We start from the raw sequence: 21,013 nt of genomic DNA on the forward strand, positions 1-21,013 counted from the left end.
TTTTATTTTACAATAAGTTGTACTAATTATTTTTCTTTAATCAACTAGTCTATAAATCCTATCGCTCTCACCGACGCTTGGTCTCAATAGCTTTTTTCACCAAAATCTGTTGATAAGCTTCCATATCTCCGCGTTTCAATGATTCTTCTTCATGAATGGATAATCGCCATTTATAAGCCTGAATTTCCTTATCCAACAACTCCTGAGGTGCCCCAATCAGATTCAAAATAGTCAGACGCTCTTCAATACTCTTTAAAGGATAAACATCTGCAAGATTAACTGTTCTAGTCACACTTGTGGAGCGTTTTCTATGAATATAAATGGCTTTATTCATATAGGCAATCTTATCTGCTTGAAGATAAACCTTATAGGTCGTATAATCGTCTTCTACCTTCTGATACGTTGGATAGACAATATCCTTGAAAAGCTCCGCTTTATAGAGTTTTGCCCACGGAACAGTAAAACATTGACTAAGATTATATTTTCCGTCATATTGATGATGGAACCAATCAAAAGGGCTATACACTTGTTCAAAATAGTTGTCTGCACCTACATGGATTAAAAAACTCCCCTGATCTTCAATAAACTGAGTGAAATTACCAATTGCAATATCTGCATCCGTTTTTTCCAATAAATCATAAAGGCTTTGGATATGGTCTAACTCTAGCCAATCATCATTATCAACAAAGACAATGTAATCACCTGTCACAGCTTCCAAGGCACGATTACGACTGGAAGCAACTCCTCCATCTGGCTTATGGAAAACTTTAACACGCGCATCTTGATTCTTATATCGTTGACAAATAGCTGCTGAACCATCCGTTGAGCCATCATTGATTAAAATAACTTCAAGATTTTGATAAGTTTGTTGAAGAATGCTATCTAAACATTTTCAAGATAGGTCTCTGACATATAAACAGGAACGATAACACTTATTTTTTCAATTTTTAGTCTAAGTGCTTCAAATATCGCTGGATTGATACAATCATATTCTCTTAGCCACAAACTCTTGATTATATTTCTCCATACTAAGTTGATGATTGAAACACAAATTGTCAGCAAGTGAAATACTAAGCTAAACGCTATATAGTTATTGTTATCTTTATCTAGGAAGATCTATTCTAAAGCTTTCACGATACTTCCCTTATTTATCCATCATTTAAAAAAGTAACTTCAACTCTTCCCTGGTCACTAAGTACGGATTCATCTTTTGTTTATCATAAGCAGATTGATATTTTTCTGGATTTACAAGTTGAGATAATTCGTCAATCATCTCTGCTACACCATCCCTTGGAAACACATGGTCAGTAACATAAAACTCTGGTTGGTGACACGTGTCCTTAAAAGCATAAAGGATCATGCCATTTTCAAGAGCTGTACGGCTACCATCAAGTATTTCCTGCGCATGAGAAATATCCAGATAAATGCTACACGTTTGTAAAAGTTTCTCATATATCTCTCTAGACAGGCCTGGGTAGAGATGAACATTTGCATGACAATCCAAATCTAATAAACGCCCTCCCATTACTGTTAGCGCAGCAATATGAAATTCAAAATTCGGTAGGGCAGATACAAGGACTTCAATTTGCTCTAGTTCTTGCGTATCTGTAAAAATTAAAATATGCGGACGAAACTCTCTAAAGGCCCCAAGAAACGTTGGTAGATAAATCAGGGGAAGATTCATATTGTCTGTCTTTAATTTCAAATCTCGAGTCAGTAGTTTCCCACAACGATCTTTTAGATACGAAATATCTTCGACAGATAACTCTTCTCTTATGTAAAACATTATCTGATTAGATGAGAGGTTAGGCATATCCCTAAGCAAGCTTATATCCGATAACACTATACAATAACCTGTAGACAATTGTTTATCTAAAATCAGTTTTCTTGCTTCATCAATTGAAGAAAAGCCCTGTTCCCGACCGTTTGCTTCTCGATAAAGTGCACGATTATGAGATGAAAAAAGATAGAGTTGTTCTTGACTTTCCTGACCATAAATGTCTATCTCTTTTTTCCCACCACTCCAAATTTCTCTATGAAAACAAGTTCCCGATAAATCGTAATGATCTCTTGCACAACAAACACCTTTGTTATCATACCATTCGACTAACTCCACCATTTGTGGCCACTGAGGATAACAGAAAATCTTCCCTTTTTTATTTCCTTCCGCTACGATATCACCTGTAGAAAGAACCTCCCAAAATCGAGGTAAGGGAAGTTGAGTCATGTGTAAGGGACTTGAATTTTCATGATTAGAAAAAAAACTAGTAAAAATATTGTTAATCGTTAATGGTTTCAGATCCATCCCCATGAGTTCTAAATCTTTTTTTAGGCGATCGTCATCTGAAGACCATTCCCTCGTCAGATAATAATACATCATTGCTTTTTTATTCCCATTCTCTAGTCAAAAATTCATACCATTGTTTTGTTATGCAGTCTGATAAATATTCTTCAGCCAAGCGGTAAGAGCCTTCCCTCAGCTGTTTGATCTGTTTGAAGGCTTTCTCTAAAGCTTTTGTTAAATCAACCACAATTTCCTCATCCGAACGAGCATCAAAAGGAACTAAATAACCATTTTTACCCTCTTGAATAAAGGTCTGATTTCCATAAGGTACATCTAAACCAACAAGAGCTTGTCCAGAACCAATTGCTTCTAACAAAGTTATACCAAAAGTTTCCCATTCCGAGGTAGCCAAATAAAGTTCATACTCTTTGAAACGGTTTGAAATTGTCTGATGCCCCTTAAGATGGATATAATTTTGTGCTTCTAGATTGGCAATCTCTGCTTCAATATCCTGCCATAGCATCCCTTGCCCATAGATATCTAAGTTGACGTCTGGAAAAATTTCATGAAAAGCAACGATGGCTTTGATTGCTAAGTCTAACCGTTTTCGGCGTTCAAACCGCACGGCAATCATCACAGAATAAGGTTTTCGTTCATCAGCTAATTGCAACTGTTCTAGGGCAGCTACTGGAAGAACGCGAACTTGACCAGTTTTCCCTAGTAATGCTAAATGTTTTTCCAATTCATCCTTCTGTGATTGCGTTGATACTAAAATATCATCAAATTCCTCGGCATATTGAAAAAGGTGATAGTATTCAGAATTGATCTGATCTCCCCAATAATGAATAGAGTGCACAACACAGGATAATCTTGCTTCTCCTTTTAAACGTAAAAGAGGTGATGTGAAGGGAAGATTCTCTAGACGATCAATAAATACATGATCCTCTTTACTAAACTGCAACTCTGATAAGGCTCGCTCTAAAAATTCAGACTCACTATAGAACCACTCCGATCCACACCGATAAACTGCTTCAGTATCCTCACCTGGTTCTTTCTTAATCTCTTCAAAGGCTATGGAACCATCTCTATTATGAAACAGTCGGCGAACAACTCTAGCTTCTAGACCAAATCCAGCATCCACTGCTGTAAAAAATTCTGTGAACAGCTTTTTCTTACCATAATGTTCTCTACGAAGTAAACGACCAAATACATAATAATCTACATAATCCACATAATCCGGTTTTAGACTGTTTTTATGTAGAATGGTAGTCACACCATCTTGTTCTTGAAAAATCAATTCACAATTATTTTCCTTATATTCAGCAGTCAGGTGTAAGAGCTGCTTCATATCATCTATACGGATCCCCAAGCTCATATCACGCTGATCTGTCAACAACATATGTGCTAATAGGATTTCTTCCTCAAGATGACCCAAAGAAAGGTAATAGTCCCATTTAAAGCGAGGAGGGACCTGTGTAAAAACAAAACTGGCAGGAAGGTCCAAGTCGCGAAAAACCTTCCCGCGATATGCTTGAGCAACATCTACACCATTTGGTTCTAAACCCACCATAAGATTAAAAGTGTAAAGCATTCTTTAACTCCAAACTAAACTCTAATCACAAGCATCAAATCATAGACTCCATAAAAGAAGTGAACTAGCGAATGATTAGATTATCTACTAAAACTTTCTCATTTATCTAACGAATTGAGGTAAGCTTTAATCGCCACTACCATCACTTCAGGAGTTTGTGAAGAAAAAATCTGACTTCCTCCTGTTGGGTCCTTACTGGTATTATCAAAAGCAAAGATCGGTTTCCCTAATTTATGAATCTCCTGAGTGATATTCATAATTTCGTTAAAATGATTGATATCCAAATAAAAATCGATTTTGCTAAGAACATTTTCAAAATTATAAGGATTGAACTGTGGATAAATGGACACATTTAAATATCGTTGTAAATCGACCACTTGGGAGGCAAAAGTTGTATGAGCCAAAATATGAAAATGAACCTCAGGTAGTGCTTTTATCAAAAACTCCAAGTGCTCCATCTCGCAAGCATTTGTAAAGATTGCAGTATGATATTTTTCTTTTTCTGTAAGCTCATCTAAACCATGTTTGATAATCTCTTTCCGTAAGATAATATCTGACCAATCTAAAGCATAGAAGAACCACCACTTATCTCCCAAGCGATTATTATATACAGCTGACCATGGTTTTTCGTCTGTATAATGAATAACAGAAACCTCTGATTCATATTGATTCGCTTTTACATACCATTCATCTTTTTGAAAACGTGTCGCAATAGTATCCATTCCAACCATAAAATTGTAATTGACGTCTAGCTCTTTCCATTGCCCTACAAAAAATCGGTTTAAAATTCCTTGATCACCAAACTCAACTTCATGGTACTGATCTGCTAATTCAAACAATTTTGTTGAAATCGCATGCTCTCTCCAATGGGCATTATTTATCAATAAAACGCCTGAATTGAAATTTGTTTGCTGCAATTCATCTCTAACTGCTGCGACTGGGCTATCACCTAGATCTATTGCAAAAAGGGGTGTTAAATCTCCATTGACAATAATATCCGAATCAAGATATAAAACCTTATCTTCCTTCAGTATGTCTGGAATAAAAAAGCGAAAATAAGCTGCGTATGATAAATGCGCCGTTGGTAAATGATATTTTCGGAGATGATTATTAGAAATCTTTACATTTACAATTTCTGAATGAATAGCTTTCAATCGCTGATTCATAATACGAAACCATTCCGAAGGTAGATCGTCATTAAAAACATAAAATTTTATATCATCGTTATAAGCACAAACAGACTTGATAGTAGTTTCCACCTTATCCATATATCCATTATCTGCTCCAAGTACGATTGCTTTCTTCATTTTTCAATCCCTTTTATCTAACGTTTATTTTCTTTTTCTATTAACTAATAAAATCTGTCGAATTTCATCTACCATTTTTGAGGTTCTTCATGGGCGATTACTTTATCAAAGAGTTCTGCTTGATGGGCTACAATATCTAAGGGCAGCACAGTTTTTCCCTAGATCTTGATAGGTTTGATTGAGAATACTATCTAGACATTGTCGTAAGTAGTTTTCAACGTTGTAAACTGATACAATTATACTAATTTTTCTGTCATTTTTATATTTCTCTTTATACTTTTCCAAAGTTATGAAAAACGGTTCTTCAGTAGGATTCCCAATTCACTACTAGCTTTCTATAGTTTGCGGAAAAATTCTCTGATGAAAGCTGAAATATCTTTACTCATGATTTTATCCAGCCTCTCAGTAGTCAACTCCTCTGACCGGTTCCACCAATATCCTTGATTTGACCATCGGGTAACAGTTGAAAAAAGCGCTGATGTTGCTTATTTTTATGTGAAAAGATACAGAATTTTCCAGATACTGATACCATTGCTAATCTTCCCCTTATAACTTTGACCAAGAACACGAATCTTCTATAGAGAGTTTTTTTCCCAAAAATCTTTATAAAAATCTAGTATTTTTTAGTCAAAAGCCTAGATTTATTCCATTTTAATTATACCTTATTTTTAGCAAAAGAGCTATCATATAAATATATCTATTAGATATTATTGTAGCATTCAACTATCAATATAAGTCAATCATCTTTATTCAGTAAAAATATTTGATATATAGAATTATCTTCTAAACTTTAGATTATTTCCTTATTTTTCAAGAATCAAAAAACCTAGATTCTAACAGCTAGTAAATAACTAACGGTTAAAGTCTAGGTTTACTCAGAAAACAATCATTATTTCACAACAAGCTCATAACGAGTTTTGCTGGTGAAAGTTTCACCTGCTTTAAGAATGACTTGATCTTTAAGATCGCTATGAATAGCATCTGGTAAAGCTTGCGCTTCTAGAGCAATTCCATTGTGCTGAATCATTGGCTGACCAGCGATGATGACACTCTCGTCCACAAAGTTTGCTGTGTAGACCACAAAGCAAGGAGCCTCTGTCTTGAAGAGCAAGAAGCGACCTGAACCTTGGTCATAGAGGAAGCCAGCATTGTCATGTCCTGCAGGTAGCGCAAATGGATGGTCCAAACCAGATACGAGTTGGATTTGCTCATCTTCTTCTGCAAAGATATCCTTCAATAAGGCACCATTATAGATATGTTTGACCACATCACGGTTAGCATCTGGAGTTTTAGCTGGGACACCGTCAGGAGCGATTGGGTAGATACCTTCTGTGTTCAATTGGAAAACATGACGGTCAACTGTCTGCGTGAAATCACCAGATAAGTTAAAGTAGCTATGGTTAGTTGGATTGACCAAGGTATCCTGGTCTGTCGTTACCTTGTAACTAACTTCGTAGGCACCACTTTCTTCCAAGTTGTAGCTAATCCAGATCTTAAGGTTTCCAGGGAAACCTCCTGTCCCGTCTACTCTTTCTGTGTAAAGAGTCAAACCATTATCATTCACTTCGACTAGTTCAAACAAGCTAGAATCCCAACCAGTTGAGCCACTGTGGTTACAGTTGCTAGCATTGTTGACTTCGAGTTCATAGGTCTTCCCATTGAGTTCGAAAGTCGCACCTGCGATACGACCTGCCACTGGACCTACACTCGCTCCATGTTTAGGGCTATTCCCAACATAGCTTTCGAAATCGTCAAAACCTAGGATAACATTGGCAAAATTGCCAGTCTTATCTGGAGTTACATAGCGTAAAATTGTTGCTCCATAAGTCATGATTTCCAGTTGGTATCCTGCCTCCGTTTCAAAACGGTAAGCGAGGACATCCTTGCCATCAACTTTCCCAAATACACGTTCTGTGTATGCTTTCATCCTTCTCTCCTTTTTCTAATTCAATTAAGCAAACAAACCATAGAAAGCGCATTCACTCTCTATGGTTTTATTGTATGATTTACAAACACCTTTGTCAAGAAACCATAGATATTTTATTAACAAAAGTCGTTTCTTCTATTTCTGATCTATGCTTCTACACGTTCAGTCCATGAAGTAGCTGTTGTTTGAAGAACCTTGTTAAGTTCATCAATGTTTTCAAATCCAGTTGTACGAAGCCATTCGCGAGCTGCTGCTTCTCCATCTTTGATGTAAGCTTCAACGGAGCCAGCCCATGTTGCACGTCCACAAAGAACACCATTGAAGTTTGCACCTGATTCGTGGGCAAAGACAAGTGTTTCTTGGAAGAGTTTAGCGGATACACCTGCACTCAAGTAGATGTAAGGAAGGTTAGTAGCTTCGTCTTGGGCTTTAAAGAAGGTAGCAGCTTCTTCACGTGTATGAACGATTTCTCCATCACCAAAGCCTTCAACGTATTTCACGTTAACTGGAACTTCTACTTTCAAGACATCGATGTTGAAACGTGGATCTGAGAAGACTTTCATAGCGCCGATAACCTTGTGTGGTTTTACTTTAGCGTATTCTGCAGAACCAGCGTCAGCAATCTTTTCATCGTAAGCAAGAATTTCAAGGAAGAATGGAATATCTTCAGCCACACACTCAGAACCAATGCGTTCGATGTAGGCTTGTTTTTGTTGATTAAGTTCGTCAGAGCTATCTACGTCATAGTAAAGCAAGAACTTAACAGCATCTGCCCCTTGTTCTTTGATACGTTTTGCAGACCAAACATCCAAGCAGTCTGGCAAGCGTTTTGTACTTGTTGTGTCGTATCCAGTTTTCTCATAAGCAAGGAGAAGACCAGCTTTTGGATCAAGAGCTTTTGTAGCTGGAAGTCCATACTCAGGGTCAAGAAGCATAGATGAAGCGTATTTAGTCAATTCATCCGCTACCAATACTTTGAGTTCTTCCATTTGAGTTACTGTTGGCTCTTCTGTTTGGTATTGAGCCATGAGGCGTTTCAAAGCACCACGTTGGTCAAAAGCAAGAGCTGAGATGATCCCATTTTCGTCTGAGAGTTTTTGCAAGCAAGCAAGTTTATTTGGGCTTAATGTTAATTTACTCATAGATTCTTCCTTATTTTTCAAATTCGTGAATAATGACACCTTGAACAACACGGTTCACTGTACCTGTAGGTGATGGTGTATCTGGTCTGTTACCAACTTTAAGTGAAGTCAAGAGAGCAAATAACTGACCATAAACGATGTAAGGGAAGACACGGTAAACATCATTCAGAACCCCACCGCACCCAAGCGCGACTTCCTTAACATTTTCAAGTCCGAAGGCTTGGTCGCTCAAGAGAACAACACGTCGAGCAATTTGGTCGCCTGCAACTTCACGAACCAAGTCTAAGTCATATTTACGAGTGTAATCTGTTGTAGTACCAAATACCAAAATGACTGTATCTTCGTTGATAAGAGATTTTGGACCGTGACGGAAGCCAACTGGACTTTCATACATAGTCGCGACTTGACCAGCAGTCAATTCCAAAATTTTAAGCTGGGCTTCATGAGACAGACCAAAGAATGGACCTGCACCTAGATAAATCACTCGATTAAAGTCCAAGTCAACCAACTCTTTCACATCAGCCACATTGTCAAGAACTTTACGAGCAAGACTAGAAAGCACTTCAAAACGTTCAGCTTTAAGAGCAAATTCAGTTGGATCGAAGACCAAAAGTGCGGTCAACATCATTGAAGTAAAGCTTGATGTCATTGCAAAGCCAGCATCGTTAGAAGCTGCCGGTTGCAAGAGCAAGAGGTTGCGATCATCACCGTGGGCTTGAAGTGCTAATTTCCCTTCAGCCGCACATGTGATTGTTACTTGATAAAGCTCGTCAACTAGAGCCTTAGCCAAGTCAACGGTTGCTACACTCTCAGGTGAGTTTCCACTACGTGCAAATGATACCAAAACAGTTGCCACGTCTTTTTTCAAATAGGTTTGTGGGTTGGCAACGATATCTGTTGTCGCAATAGCATTGAAATTCCATTTACGTTCATCATAAACTTCCTTGAAGTAAGGAACTAGAGTATCACCTACATAAGCAGAAGTTCCAGCACCAGTTAGGATTACTTTGATATAGTCATGCTTATCTGCAATTCCTTGCAAGAAAGTTGCAATTTCATCACGTCGTGCTTGATAAGTTTCAAAAGCTTCTTTCCAAACATCTGGTTGTTGGTAGATTTCGCGTGTTGTGATTTCTGCCCCCAACTCAAGCAATTCTTCTTTTGTATAATCTAGCATTGAGTTCCTCTAATCTATTATTATATTGTTTTTTATCTAAAATATGGGAATGGGAGTAAGCCCCATTCCCATTTATATTCTATGAAATGTGTTCAAACAGTATTTCTGTTATTACACCTTATTCGTCTTCATCGTCATCGTCGAAGCCAGCCAATAAATCATTAACTTTGACAATGCTTTCTGAAGCACGACTCTTATAATCTGCATCAGCGCCAGTTAGGCTCGCATTGATAAATTCAATGACCATCGGAAGATTCATTCCTGCATAAAGTTCGATGTCACGACCTTCCATAATCAGACGGCTCACCACGTTACATGGTGTTCCACCAAGGAGGTCAGCAAAGACTAGGAAATCATCCAAACCTTCGACAGCAGCTTCAAATTTCGCAGTGAAATCTTCTGGTCCATCTTCTGGAAGAAGAGCTACTGCATGAATGTTGTCTTGTGGACCCATAATCATTTCTGTGCTACCTTTAAGTTCTTCACAAAAACGTCCATGGCTCACTAAAATCAATGATTTAGTCATAAATTATGCGCCCATTCCAAGTACAAATTTACCGATGAATGAAAGTCCAACTGCAAGAGCAATGATGATACCGATTGCTTTAGTTGAGTTCATACCTTTCTTACCAAGCAACCAGAAGATGAATGCTGTAAAGATTGCTGGAAGTAAGCGTGGGAAGATTGAGTTCAAGATATCTTGGAAGTCAATCATTTTCTCACCGATTGGCAATTTGTATGAAATTTCAAAGTTGATCATTGTTGCTACAAGAGCACCCATCATGAATACACCAAGTACAGATGCAGCTTCAATCAAAGCTGTCAAAGTGCTTTGCATGTTGTTGATAAGGTTAACCCCTTCTTTGTATGCAAATTCCAACTGTTTCCAACGGAAGATGTCATAGGCTACTGCAACTGCGATCCAAAGGAAGATACCCCAAGGTTGACCAGCGATAGCCATTGTTGCAGCGATAGATCCCATGATAGCAGGTACAAGTGAACCAAAGATAGTATCTCCAAGAGGAGCGAATGGTCCCATCAAACCTGTCTTGATACCGTTAACCGCATCTTTTGAGTCAACGCCATCTTTTTCTTCCATGGCAAGGTCAAAACCAGCGATGATTGTGTGGAAGAATGGTGAAGTGTTGAAGAATTGAGTATGAACTTTCATCATTTCTTTCAACTCAGGAGTTCCATCTCCATACATTTTACGCAATTGTGGCAAGATCATGTAAAGGTAACCTGATGCTTGCATACGTTCGTAGTTCCATCCCAATTGGAAAGTGAACAAGCTACGTTTGTTAATTTGATTAAAATCTTCTTTTGTTAATTTGTAATTAGAATTCGTCATCTTCAATTTCCCCACTTTCTGATGGTGTAGAAGGTGCTGCTACAGCAACTTTTTGGCTGTTCTTGAAGTGAACAACTGCAAGGAAGATACCTACGATAGAGACACCGATCATAGACAAACCTTTGAAGTTGTTGGCAAAGCCAATTTTTTCAGCAACGTCAGCAGGAAGAGTGCCAATGAGACCAGCAACTGCTCCACCAAGACCTGTTACGTATGAGTAAAGTACAGTCAACATAGCTGTCAAACCGAATCCCATAGCAAGGTAGTGAAGGTTACGTTTAACTGGAAGGTAACGAAGCAAGATAGCGAATCCAAGACCTGGAAGCATACGACCTGCAAGAGTCAAACCGTCTGCAACCCATTGGAATTCTTTAACAAAGTTTACAACTGCTTGTACGAATTCTCCACCGAAAGCTAGGGCGAAGAATACTGGAAGGGCACGAGAAGCAGCCCATGGAAGCGCACCAAGAAGGTAGTTACGTTCGATTCCTTTGTAGTCAAAGCGTTCGATCGCAGCATCAATACGGTGTGCGAAGAATGTAGTAGTCATACGACCAAGTACGTCGAAGTAAGTTAAAAGTGCCGCTACTGGTACAGCGATTGTAGTGATCGCAAGGTCAGTCTCAATACCTTGTGAAACTGAGAAAGCAGTCGCAAGAACCGCACCAGAAGTTGCGTCGATACGAGAAGCACCACCGAAGGTACCTACCCCAAGTACGAATAACTGCAAGCTACCACCGATAAACAAACCAGTTGTCAAATCTCCCATGATCAAACCAGTAATGAAACCAGCGAATACAGGGGAACCTGCAGAAGAAACGATCGTCAACTCATCACAGATTTGATAAGCTGAGTACAAAGTGAGAAGTAAAATTTGCCACCATTGTATCATAACAATGACCTCCTAAAAATTTTTTCCTATTTTAATAAGCTCAAAAAGTCTGAAACTGGATCATTTGGAACCATTTGAGCAGTAAGTTTAACACCTTTTTCCGCCAATTTGTGGAAATCTTCTACGTCTTTATCTACAACGTTAATAGAACGTGTGATCGCACGTGTTTCTGGTGTTTGAGACATGTTGCCGACATTGACAGTTTCAAGTGGCACACCTGCTTCAACCAAACCAAGGAAACGGTCAGGTTTGCGTGCTACAATCAAGAGACGTTGGCTATCATATTTACCAGCAAGGATATTGGCTGCAGCTTTTTCAACTGGCAAAATACTAAGTTTTACACCTGGTGGTGTTGCAAGTTTCAATCCGCTCTTTTCAACATCGTTGTCAACAACTTCATTGTCAACGACCATGATACGTGAAACATTAAGTTTAGCAGACCAAAGGTTTGCTACTTGTCCGTGGATCAAACGTCCATCGATACGGCATCCTACAATTGTCATAAATTTTCCCCCTTTATATGTTTTAGTGTAGGTTTACGAGTTAAGTGTATGTAATCTTTATACTCCCCTTCAGTTTCAAAGATAATGATGCGGTTAGCACCTTCCTTGAGATAGCTGTGCGGAATATAAAGCGATAAGGTTGGACCAACATTCCAGAAACGTCCTAGATTACGGCCATTGACATAGGCAATCCCTTTACCAAACTCAGATAGTTCTAAGTAGGTGTCCTTCGGAGCCTCAACTTCAAAGTCATAGGCGTAAAAGGCAGGTTGTCCTTCTGTCCATCCTTTTGAGAAATCAATCTTTTCAGGATTATCTAGTGGAAGCGGATAGTGTTCCCAGTTCAGCATGAAGTGTAGATCTTTGCAGACACCTGTACGAATCCCTTTCCGTTGTGTATCTGCTAGGAACTTATGCCCGTAATTGACACGCCCCATATTTTCTACCAGAACATCAAAACGAGAGAGCGCTTTCTTTTCTCCTTGATAGAAGATGTCCTCACCAATTTCTGTCTGGTACTGAGTTGTAACCCATTTACCATCTACAAATAGCTGAGCCCTGTCTCGACCGTCAATGATACGGATGCGTTCTTCTTCTGCATCCCAACTAGCTTCTGTACGATAGAGTAGATAACCGTAGCTTTGTCCCAACTCTTCCATTTTCTTAGGATAGAGACTTTTAGTTGGACTTGTTAGGCTATCCAAGGTTTCGAACAGAGAAACTTTCTCAACCAGTGGAATGTTTTCAACTTCCATGCTCTCTTTGTAAAGCGGTTCTAATTGTGGATACTCAGGATAGTAAGTTGCCATCATTTCCTTAACTGCCATGTATTTAGCAGTTGGATTCCCAGCTTCATTAAGGAGAGCGTCATAATCATAAGATGTTACTTGTGGTAAATCAATAGTTCCTCGAGCTGAACAACCATTCATAAAACCAAAGTTGGTTCCACCGTGGAACATGTAAAGGTTGATAGAGCCTTGCTCTAGTACCTCATGTACGGCTTCTGCTAACTCCTCTGGCTCACGCGTGATGACTGGTTCTTTCCATCGGTTAAACCATCCATCCCAGAATTCCATACACATGAGTGGCCATTTCTTGCCATACTCATCAAAGAACTCTTGCATTTGCGAGAAGTTAAAGTTTGCTTTTGAACCAAAGTTCCCTGTCACAAAGAGATCATCTTCAATCAAGGTACCAGCTTTCAGAGTTGCTCGCCATGGACCATCAGATGTAAAGAGCGGACAAGTCACTGAACGTTCTTCCATCAATCGGCGAATCTCACGCAAGTAGGTTTTGTCCTCACCGTATGAACCGTACTCATTTTCAACCTGCATCATGAGGATGTTACCACCATTATCCAACAATCTTGAAACAAGACGTGGAAGTAAATGATCGTAGTAACGTCCTACCATTTCAACAAAGGCTGGATCAGAAGAACGGATTCGCATGTCTTTATTTAAAAGCCATGCTGGTAAACCACCGAATTCCCACTCTGCGCAGATAAAGGGAGATGGTCGAACAATAGCATACAAGCCTAAGTCCTGAGCTGTCTGAAGAAATTTTTCAATATCAAGATTGCCTTCAAAATTGAAGTTTCCTTCAGTTGGCTCATGCAAATTCCAAGCGACGTAGGTTTCAACAGTGTTAAAACCTAAAGCCTTGAGATTGTACAATGAATGATACCAGTCTTCTTCAGGAATTCTAAAATAATGAATGGCACCAGATAAAATTTTGAATGGTTCCCCATCTAGGTAAAAATCATCCTCAATTTTAAACCTTGCCATTTTACCCCCCCATACTTTTCCGTTTGCGCTTTCATTTGTTGTTATATTAAATGATAAACTAATGAATCCATCTTGTCAATAGATTTTTCGAAAATTATTTAAAATTTTTCTTTTTTTTACTGAATTGTTTTCTAAAATTCTTGTAAAAAATTTTTTTCTTAAATATTTTCGATCTAGATAGCATAAATGTATGAGTTTTTAACCGTAAATAATATGTAAGTCAATCGCTTAGAATATTATTTTATTTTTTTACATTATTTACTATCATTTTCAAACTATTTATGGTAAAATCGAAGATGGAGAAGGAAAAAATGAGGTGAAAATATGGCAATTCCAAAGTATCAATATATCAAAGATGAATTGAAAAATAAAATCATTTCAGGTCAATTTGCAAGTGGCGACAAGTTCTACACTGAAGCAGAGTTGATTGCAATGTATGACGTAAGTTCAATCACTGTTGTTCGCGCCTTAAACGACCTTGCTAAAGACGGTTATATTGTCCGCCAACAAGGAAAAGGAACCTTTGTGGCTCGCGCTCGCAAGCACAAACTCGTAGAATTTTCTGATGTAGAAATTTTTGAAACCAAGGACGATAAAGTCACTGTTCTTTCTATTGAACGCGGTAACGAGCTTAACTACTTAGAAAAATTGGGATTGCGTGGCGATCAATTTTATTACAAAATCGAACGTATCCGTGAATCTAACGGTGTTACTTATATCTACCACACATCTTATATCCCTGAACAATACATCAATGCAAACTATCCAAATCTTGAATACTATAGTTCTATCTATAATCGTTTCAAATTGGACTACCACATTCACATGAATGACGAGCATTTTGAAGAAATCAATGAAATTGTATTTCCAACTCCAGAACATGCTGCTTCTATCCTAGGAATCGACTCTCAGTTCCCAACTGTTCTCCAAACCAAGACAACTAAACTTGAGTCAACTGGCCAAGTGTTGGAATACATTGAAACTTACAAACGTTCTGATTTCTATAAGATTAAATTTATCTCATGTGATCGCGATCACTAAACTTAAAAGTCTGAGACAATTGTTTCAGGCTTTTCTGTTTTTCATTATAGCACGCCAGCTTTTAGTAGGAAATATCAAATGACTTTAAACTATAATTTGGAGAAATTTTACTAAAAACAGAGTAAAAATTAAAATCAGTTCAAATTAAATAACTTCTTATATTTTTTATAGGTATTTTATTAAAATACTTGACTTTGCTAGATTCAGATAATACAATGGAGTCAGTTTGTGAAAACGCTACCAAAACAATAAATTAGGAGGTTATTTAATGAAACCAGAAAATAAACAGCGTTTCTCTATTCGTAAATACGCAATCGGAGCAGCTTCTGTCTTGATCGGCTTTGCCTTTCATGCCCAGGCTGTTGCTGCTGATGGAGTCGTACCTACTACAACAGAGAATCAACCTACTATCCAAGCCGCAGGAGAATCGTCTCCACAGGCCAGCGAAGAAAAACTTGAAACTAGTCCTACACCAGAAGCCGTAGCTCCTGCAGCTCCAGTGACACCTGTAACAAACACTGAAGCACCAAAAGTTTTTTCTACTCCTGCTCCTATCGTAGAAAAAACTGTTACAACCGAAGAAACTCCAGCAAAACCAGAAGTAACTGAAGAAGCTAAGCAGCCAGAACCAGAAAAGGCAGAAAACAAAGAAGTTGCTAAAGTTGAAGCTCCTGTAGTCGCTACAGAGAAAGCAGCTCAAGTCAATGAAAAACTAGCTAAAAAGAAAATCGTTTCAATCGATGCAGGGCGTAAATACTTCTCTCCTGAACAACTGAAAGAAATCATCGACAAAGCCAAACACTATGGCTATACTGATCTTCATCTCCTAGTCGGAAATGACGGCTTACGCTTTATGCTAGATGATATGTCCCTAACTGTAGGAGACAAGACTTATGCGAGCGACGATGTCAAACGCGCTGTTGAAAACGGAACAAACGCCTACTACAACGATCCAAACGGCAATCATCTAACTGAAAGCCAAATGACCGACTTGATTAACTATGCTAAGGATAAAGGTATCGGCCTTATCCCATCTGTTAACAGTCCTGGTCACATGGATGCTATCCTCAATGCCATGAAAGAACTGGGTATTGAAAAGCCTAACTTTAACTATTTTGGTAAAGAATCAGCACGTACTGTCGACCTTGACAATGAAAAAGCAGTTGCCTTCACAAAAGCTTTGATTGATAAGTATGCAGGCTACTTTGCTGGTAAATCTGAAATCTTCAACATCGGTTTGGATGAGTACGCTAACGATGCTACGGATGCTAAAGGATGGAGCGTTCTTCAAGCCTATAAATGGTATCCAGAAGATGGATTCCCAGACAAGGGCTATGACAAATTCATCGCCTATGCTAATGACCTAGCTCGTATCGTCAAATCTCACGGTCTAAAACCTATGGCCTTCAACGACGGTATCTACTATAATAGCGATACAAGTTTTGGTACCTTTGACAAGGACATCATCGTCTCTATGTGGACTGGTGGCTGGGGTGGTTACGATGTCGCTTCTTCTAAATTACTAGCTGAAAAAGGACACGAAATCCTCAATACTAACGATGCTTGGTACTACGTTCTTGGCCGTAATGCTGACGGGCAAGGTTGGTACAACCTCGATCAAGGATTGAACGGTATTAAGAGTACACCGATTACTTCTGTTCCAAAAACTGAAGGAGCTGACGTTCCTATTATCGGTGGTATGGTAGCTGCTTGGGCTGATACTCCATCTGCTCGCTACTCTCCATCTCGTCTCTTCAAACTCATGCGTCAATTCGCAAACTCAAATGCTGAATACTTCGCTGCTGATTACGAGTCTGCTGAACAAGCTTTGAAAGAAGTGCCAACAGACCTTACTCGCTACACAGAAGAAAGTATTGCAGCCGTTAAAGAAGCTGAAAAAGCCATCCGTGCTCTCGATAGCAACCTCAGCCGTGCTCAACAAGATACTATTGATCAAGCGATCGCAAAACTCCAGGAAGCTGTTAGCAACTTGACCTTCACTCCAGAAGCTCAAAAAGAAGAAGATGCTAAACGCGAAGTTGAAAAACTAGCTAAGAACAAGGTTATCTCTATCGATGCTGGACGTAAATACTTCACGCTAGACCAACTTAAACGCATCGTAGATAAAGCCAGCGAACTCGGTTACTCTGACCTTCACTTGCTCCTTGGAAACGATGGACTTCGCTTCCTACTTGACGATATGAGTATCTCAGCAAACGGCAAGACTTATGCAAGCGACGATGTGAAAAAGGCCATCATCGAAGGAACAAAATCTTACTACGATGATCCTAACGGAACTACTTTGAACCAAGCTGAAATCACTGAGCTTATCCAGTATGCTAAGGACAAAGGGATTGGATTGATCCCAGCTATCAATAGCCCAGGTCACATGGATGCTATGCTTGTCGCTATGGAAAAATTAGGCATCGCAAACCCTCAAGCTAACTTTGACAAGGTTTCAAAAACAACTATGGACCTTGAAAACGAAGAAGCAATGAACTTTACAAAAGCCCTTATCGGTAAGTACATGGACTTCTTTGCAGGCAAGACTAAGATCTTTAACTATGGTACAGATGAGTATGCTAATGACGCTACCAATGCTCAAGGTTGGTACTACCTCAAGTGGTATGGTCTCTACGGCAAATTTGCTGAATACTCTAATAGCCTAGCTGCCATGGCTAAAGAAAAAGGCTTGCAACCAATGGCCTTTAACGATGGCTTCTACTACGAAGACAAGGATGATGTTGAGTTTGATAAAGACGTTATCATCTCTTACTGGTCTAAAGGATGGTGGGGTTACAACCTTGCGTCTCCTCAATATCTAGCAAGCAAAGGCTATAAATTCCTTAACACGAATGGAGATTGGTACTACATTCTCGGTCAAAAACCAGAAGATGGTGGTGGCTTCCTCAAGAAAGCTATTGAAAATACTGAAAAAACTCCATTTAACCAGTTAGCTTCAACTAAATATCCTGAAGTTGACCTACCTACTGTTGGTAGTATGTTAGCTATCTGGGCTGATAGACCAAGCGCAGAATACAAGGAAGAAGAAATCTTTGAACTTATGACTGCCTTTGCAGATCACAACAAAGACTACTTCCGTGCTGACTACAAGGCTCTACGCGAGGAACTTGCTCAAATCCCTGAAAACTTAGAAGGATATAGCACAGAAAGCCTCGACGCTCTCAAAGCTGCTAAAGATGCTCTGAACTACAAGCTTAACCGTAATAAACAAGCTGAGTTGGATGCCCTTGTAGCTAATCTCAAAGCAGCTAGACTAGGGCTTAAGCCAGCCGCAACTCACTCAGGAAGTCTTGATGAAAACGAAACTCCTGCTGCTGTTGAAAACCGACCAGAGCTTCTCGTTAAGACAGAAGAAATTCCGTTTGAGATTGTTAAGAAAGAAAATCCTAACCTTCAAGCAGGACAAGAGAAAGTCATCACTGTCGGTGTCAAAGGAGAACGTACAAATTACCTTTCTGTCGTGACTGAAAATGGTGAAGCACATGAAACTCTCCTTGATTCTAAGTTAACAGTAGAACCTGTCGCTCAAGTGGTAGAGGTGGGGAACCCTGTCACTCACCTTGGTGATGAAAAAGGGCAAGCAGCTACAACTGAGGAACTTCCTAAACTAGATGTGCAAACTGAAGACATTTCATTTACAACCATCACTCGTGAAACTGATCAGTTGCCTAAGGGACAATCTCGTATCGTGACTGAAGGTGTGAACGGTCGTCGCAGCTACTTCTATTCTGTAACTACGGCGACGGATGGATCTGAAGTTAAGACTCTAGTAAGCAGTGAAGTAAGCCTAGAACCTATCACTCAAGTGGTAGAAGTGGGGAACCCTGTCACTCATGTTGGTGATGAACATGGGCAAGCTGCTATTTCTGAAAACAAACCAAGAGTTGACATTCAAAATGAAGAAATTCCATTTACAACCATCACTCGTGAAACTAATCAATTACCTAAAGGACAATCTCGTATCGTGACTGAAGGTGTAAACGGTCGTCGTAGCCATTTCTACTCTGTGACTACTGCCGCTGACGGAACTGAAGTTAAAACATTGGTTACAAGTGTCGTAGCGCAAGAACCTGTCGCTCAAGTGATTGAAGTGGGGAACCCTGTCACTCACCTTGGTGATGAAAAAGGGCAAGCAGCTACAACTGAGGAACTTCCTAAACTAGATGTCCAAACTGAAGACATTTCATTTACAACTATTACTCGTGAAACCGATCAGTTGCCTAAGGGACAATCTCGTATCGTGACTGAAGGTGTAAACGGTCGTCGCAACTACTTCTACTCTGTAACTACGGCTACTGATGGAACTGAAGTTAAGACTCTAGTAAGCAGTGAAGTAAGCCTAGAACCTATCACTCAAGTGGTAGAAGTTGGTAATCCTGTCACTCACCTTGGTGATGAAAAAGGGCAAGCAGCTATCGCTGAAGAAAAACCAACACTAGAAATCCCAAGCGAGCCAGCTCCAGCAACTGTTCCTGCTGAGGAAAATAAAGCTCTTCCTCAAGGTCCAGCTCCTGTAGCAAAAGAGAAAAAACTACCTGAAACAGGAACTCAAGGCTCAGAATGGTTAATTGCTACTGGTCTTATGTCAGCTCTCACAGCTTACGGACTTAGCAAGAAAAAAGATTAAGCACAAATAAAAAGCGGGACAAAAGTCTCGCTTTTTATTGTGATTATTAGTCACCCAAACCGATGCGTTCGAAGATCTCATCCACACGTTTGGTATAGTAAGTTGGGTTAAAGATTTCGTCGATTTCTTCTTGAGTGAGGCGTGAAGTCACTTCTGGATCTGCTTCAAGAAGTGGTTTGAAGTCTACTTGGTTATCCCATGATTGAGCTGTCTTTGGTTGAACAAGGTCGTAAGCTTGTTCACGCGTCATGCCTTTTTCAATCAAGGTAAGCATAGCACGTTGGCTGAAAATCAAACCAAATGTAGAGTTCATGTTGCGGATCATGTTTTCTGGGAAGATCGTCAAGTTCTTGACGATATTTCCAAAACGATTGAGCATGTAGTCAATCAAGATGGTTGTATCTGGTGCAATGATGCGCTCAGCTGATGAGTGAGAGATATCACGCTCATGCCAAAGGGACACATTTTCGTAAGCTGTGACCATGTGACCACGGATAACACGCGCAAGACCAGTCATGTTTTCAGAACCGATAGGGTTGCGTTTGTGAGGCATTGCAGATGAACCTTTTTGCCCTTTGGCAAAGAATTCTTCTACTTCGCGTTGTTCAGATTTTTGCAAGCCACGAATCTCAGTCGCCATACGTTCGATTGAAGTCGCGATACTAGCAAGAACCGCAAAGTACTCAGCGTGAAGGTCACGAGGAAGGACCTGTGTAGAGATTTCTTGAGCACGGATACCAAGTTTATCGCAGACGTATTTTTCAACGAATGGTGGGATGTTAGCAAAGTTACCAACCGCACCAGAAATCTTACCAGCTTCCACACCAGCAGCCGCATGCTCGAAACGCTCGATGTTGCGTTTCATTTCGCTGTACCAAGTGGCCAATTTAAGACCAAAAGTTGTCGGCTCAGCGTGCACACCGTGGGTACGCCCCATCATGATGGTGAACTTGTGTTCTTTCGCTTTGTCAGCGATGATGTTGGTGAAGTTTTCAAGGTCACGACGGATGATGTCGTTGGCCTGCTTGTAAAGGTAACCATAGGCCGTATCCACCACGTCGGTAGAAGTCAAACCATAGTGAACCCACTTACGCTCCTCACCAAGAGTCTCAGAAACCGCACGCGTGAAAGCCACCACATCGTGACGCGTCTCCTGCTCAATTTCCAAAATACGGTCGATGTCAAAGTCCGCCTTTTCGCGAATCAAAGCCACATCTTCCTTAGGGATTTCCCCCAACTCAGCCCATGCCTCGTCAGCCAAGATTTCCACCTCAAGCCAAGCACGGTATTTATTTTCTTCACTCCAAATATTCGCCATTTCAGGGCGAGAGTAACGTTCGATCATTGTTTTCTCCTTACATTG

15 protein-coding genes and 1 pseudogene are annotated in these 21,013 nt (G+C 39.7%); 2 read left to right on the forward strand and 14 right to left on the reverse strand.

Translation table 11 applies throughout. The features are described from left to right. Positions 1-67 precede the first annotated feature (67 nt). The 13 genes and pseudogenes from QM917_RS04390 to QM917_RS04450 form a co-directional block, all read right to left on the reverse strand. Positions 68-945: pseudogene (locus QM917_RS04390) on the reverse strand (glycosyltransferase family 2 protein). A gap of 214 nt (positions 946-1,159) precedes the next feature. Further along, positions 1,160-2,380 (reverse strand): hypothetical protein, encoded by a 1,221-nt coding sequence (locus tag QM917_RS04395; protein WP_414276242.1) that lies wholly within the window; start codon positions 2,378-2,380, stop codon positions 1,160-1,162. Between the two features lie 7 nt (positions 2,381-2,387). Next, on the reverse strand, positions 2,388-3,875 hold the full coding sequence (locus QM917_RS04400; protein ID WP_371607935.1) for a glycosyltransferase: 1,488 nt from the start codon (positions 3,873-3,875) through the stop codon (positions 2,388-2,390). 98 nt (positions 3,876-3,973) lie between these two features. After that, complete coding sequence (locus QM917_RS04405; RefSeq protein ID WP_414276240.1) at positions 3,974-5,182, reverse strand: glycosyltransferase family 8 protein; 1,209 nt, start codon at positions 5,180-5,182, stop codon at positions 3,974-3,976. Between the two features lie 105 nt (positions 5,183-5,287). Beyond that, positions 5,288-5,467 carry a glycosyltransferase gene (locus QM917_RS04410; RefSeq protein WP_371607937.1) on the reverse strand — a complete coding sequence of 60 codons (180 nt, stop codon included), beginning with the start codon at positions 5,465-5,467 and terminating at the stop codon, positions 5,288-5,290. A gap of 604 nt (positions 5,468-6,071) precedes the next feature. Then, a complete protein-coding gene (locus QM917_RS04415) occupies positions 6,072-7,109 on the reverse strand; it encodes an aldose epimerase family protein (RefSeq protein ID WP_414285015.1) in 1,038 nt (345 codons plus the stop codon). 146 nt (positions 7,110-7,255) lie between these two features. Continuing rightward, positions 7,256-8,251, reverse strand: coding sequence for a tagatose-bisphosphate aldolase (gene lacD, locus QM917_RS04420; protein WP_414285017.1), 996 nt, complete (start codon positions 8,249-8,251; stop codon positions 7,256-7,258). A gap of 10 nt (positions 8,252-8,261) precedes the next feature. Beyond that, positions 8,262-9,428 carry an SIS domain-containing protein gene (locus tag QM917_RS04425; RefSeq protein ID WP_414285019.1) on the reverse strand — a complete coding sequence of 389 codons (1,167 nt, stop codon included), beginning with the start codon at positions 9,426-9,428 and terminating at the stop codon, positions 8,262-8,264. A gap of 118 nt (positions 9,429-9,546) precedes the next feature. Next, entirely contained in the window at positions 9,547-9,954 is a 408-nt protein-coding gene (locus tag QM917_RS04430) for a PTS sugar transporter subunit IIA (RefSeq protein ID WP_414285020.1), read from the reverse strand. 3 nt (positions 9,955-9,957) lie between these two features. Next, the gene (locus QM917_RS04435; protein ID WP_045762521.1) at positions 9,958-10,779 is read right to left on the reverse strand and encodes a PTS system mannose/fructose/sorbose family transporter subunit IID; all 822 of its coding nucleotides are present in this window, start codon (positions 10,777-10,779) and stop codon (positions 9,958-9,960) included. Continuing rightward, positions 10,766-11,671 carry a PTS mannose/fructose/sorbose/N-acetylgalactosamine transporter subunit IIC gene (locus QM917_RS04440; protein WP_373094634.1) on the reverse strand — a complete coding sequence of 302 codons (906 nt, stop codon included), beginning with the start codon at positions 11,669-11,671 and terminating at the stop codon, positions 10,766-10,768. The genes QM917_RS04435 and QM917_RS04440 overlap by 14 nt, the downstream gene beginning before the upstream one ends. Positions 11,672-11,697: 26 nt before the next feature. Then, on the reverse strand, positions 11,698-12,174 hold the full coding sequence (locus QM917_RS04445; RefSeq protein ID WP_414285022.1) for a PTS system mannose/fructose/N-acetylgalactosamine-transporter subunit IIB: 477 nt from the start codon (positions 12,172-12,174) through the stop codon (positions 11,698-11,700). Continuing rightward, the gene (locus tag QM917_RS04450; protein WP_414285024.1) at positions 12,171-13,958 is read right to left on the reverse strand and encodes a glycoside hydrolase family 35 protein; all 1,788 of its coding nucleotides are present in this window, start codon (positions 13,956-13,958) and stop codon (positions 12,171-12,173) included. Before QM917_RS04450 ends, QM917_RS04445 begins: the two co-directional genes overlap by 4 nt. Before the next feature lie 324 nt (positions 13,959-14,282). On the opposite strand from QM917_RS04450, the gene QM917_RS04455 reads away from it, so the two are divergent. Together QM917_RS04455 and QM917_RS04460 are read left to right on the forward strand one after the other, a co-directional pair. Beyond that, a complete protein-coding gene (locus tag QM917_RS04455) occupies positions 14,283-14,999 on the forward strand; it encodes a GntR family transcriptional regulator (RefSeq protein WP_414285025.1) in 717 nt (238 codons plus the stop codon). Positions 15,000-15,267: 268 nt separating this feature from the next. After that, the gene (locus tag QM917_RS04460; RefSeq protein ID WP_414285027.1) at positions 15,268-19,650 is read left to right on the forward strand and encodes a G5 domain-containing protein; all 4,383 of its coding nucleotides are present in this window, start codon (positions 15,268-15,270) and stop codon (positions 19,648-19,650) included. 46 nt (positions 19,651-19,696) lie between these two features. Here the strand turns inward: QM917_RS04460 and purB are convergent, their stop codons facing one another. Further along, positions 19,697-20,995: an adenylosuccinate lyase gene (gene purB / locus QM917_RS04465; protein WP_414285029.1), complete on the reverse strand. Its 1,299-nt coding sequence runs from the start codon at positions 20,993-20,995 to the stop codon at positions 19,697-19,699. Positions 20,996-21,013 lie beyond the last annotated feature (18 nt).

It is taken from the genome of Streptococcus infantis (assembly GCF_047460685.1).
Taxonomy (GTDB): Bacteria; Bacillota; Bacilli; order Lactobacillales; family Streptococcaceae; genus Streptococcus; species Streptococcus infantis_AD.

Excerpts from the sequence above, each read along its gene's own strand:
- lacD (WP_414285017.1), bottom strand. The coding sequence starts at position 8,251 with ATGAGTAAATTAACATTAAGCCCAAATAAACTTGCTTGCTTGCAAAAA.
- QM917_RS04435 (WP_045762521.1), bottom strand. The coding sequence starts at position 10,779 with ATGACGAATTCTAATTACAAATTAACAAAAGAAGATTTTAATCAAATT.
- purB (WP_414285029.1), bottom strand. The coding sequence starts at position 20,995 with ATGATCGAACGTTACTCTCGCCCTGAAATGGCGAATATTTGGAGTGAA.
- QM917_RS04440 (WP_373094634.1), bottom strand. The coding sequence starts at position 11,671 with ATGATACAATGGTGGCAAATTTTACTTCTCACTTTGTACTCAGCTTAT.
- QM917_RS04405 (WP_414276240.1), bottom strand. The coding sequence starts at position 5,182 with ATGAAGAAAGCAATCGTACTTGGAGCAGATAATGGATATATGGATAAG.
- QM917_RS04445 (WP_414285022.1), bottom strand. The coding sequence starts at position 12,174 with ATGACAATTGTAGGATGCCGTATCGATGGACGTTTGATCCACGGACAA.
- QM917_RS04395 (WP_414276242.1), bottom strand. The coding sequence starts at position 2,380 with ATGATGTATTATTATCTGACGAGGGAATGGTCTTCAGATGACGATCGC.
- QM917_RS04455 (WP_414285025.1), top strand. The coding sequence starts at position 14,283 with ATGGCAATTCCAAAGTATCAATATATCAAAGATGAATTGAAAAATAAA.
- QM917_RS04400 (WP_371607935.1), bottom strand. The coding sequence starts at position 3,875 with ATGCTTTACACTTTTAATCTTATGGTGGGTTTAGAACCAAATGGTGTA.
- QM917_RS04425 (WP_414285019.1), bottom strand. The coding sequence starts at position 9,428 with ATGCTAGATTATACAAAAGAAGAATTGCTTGAGTTGGGGGCAGAAATC.
- QM917_RS04450 (WP_414285024.1), bottom strand. The coding sequence starts at position 13,958 with ATGGCAAGGTTTAAAATTGAGGATGATTTTTACCTAGATGGGGAACCA.
- QM917_RS04430 (WP_414285020.1), bottom strand. The coding sequence starts at position 9,954 with ATGACTAAATCATTGATTTTAGTGAGCCATGGACGTTTTTGTGAAGAA.
- QM917_RS04415 (WP_414285015.1), bottom strand. The coding sequence starts at position 7,109 with ATGAAAGCATACACAGAACGTGTATTTGGGAAAGTTGATGGCAAGGAT.
- QM917_RS04460 (WP_414285027.1), top strand. The coding sequence starts at position 15,268 with ATGAAACCAGAAAATAAACAGCGTTTCTCTATTCGTAAATACGCAATC.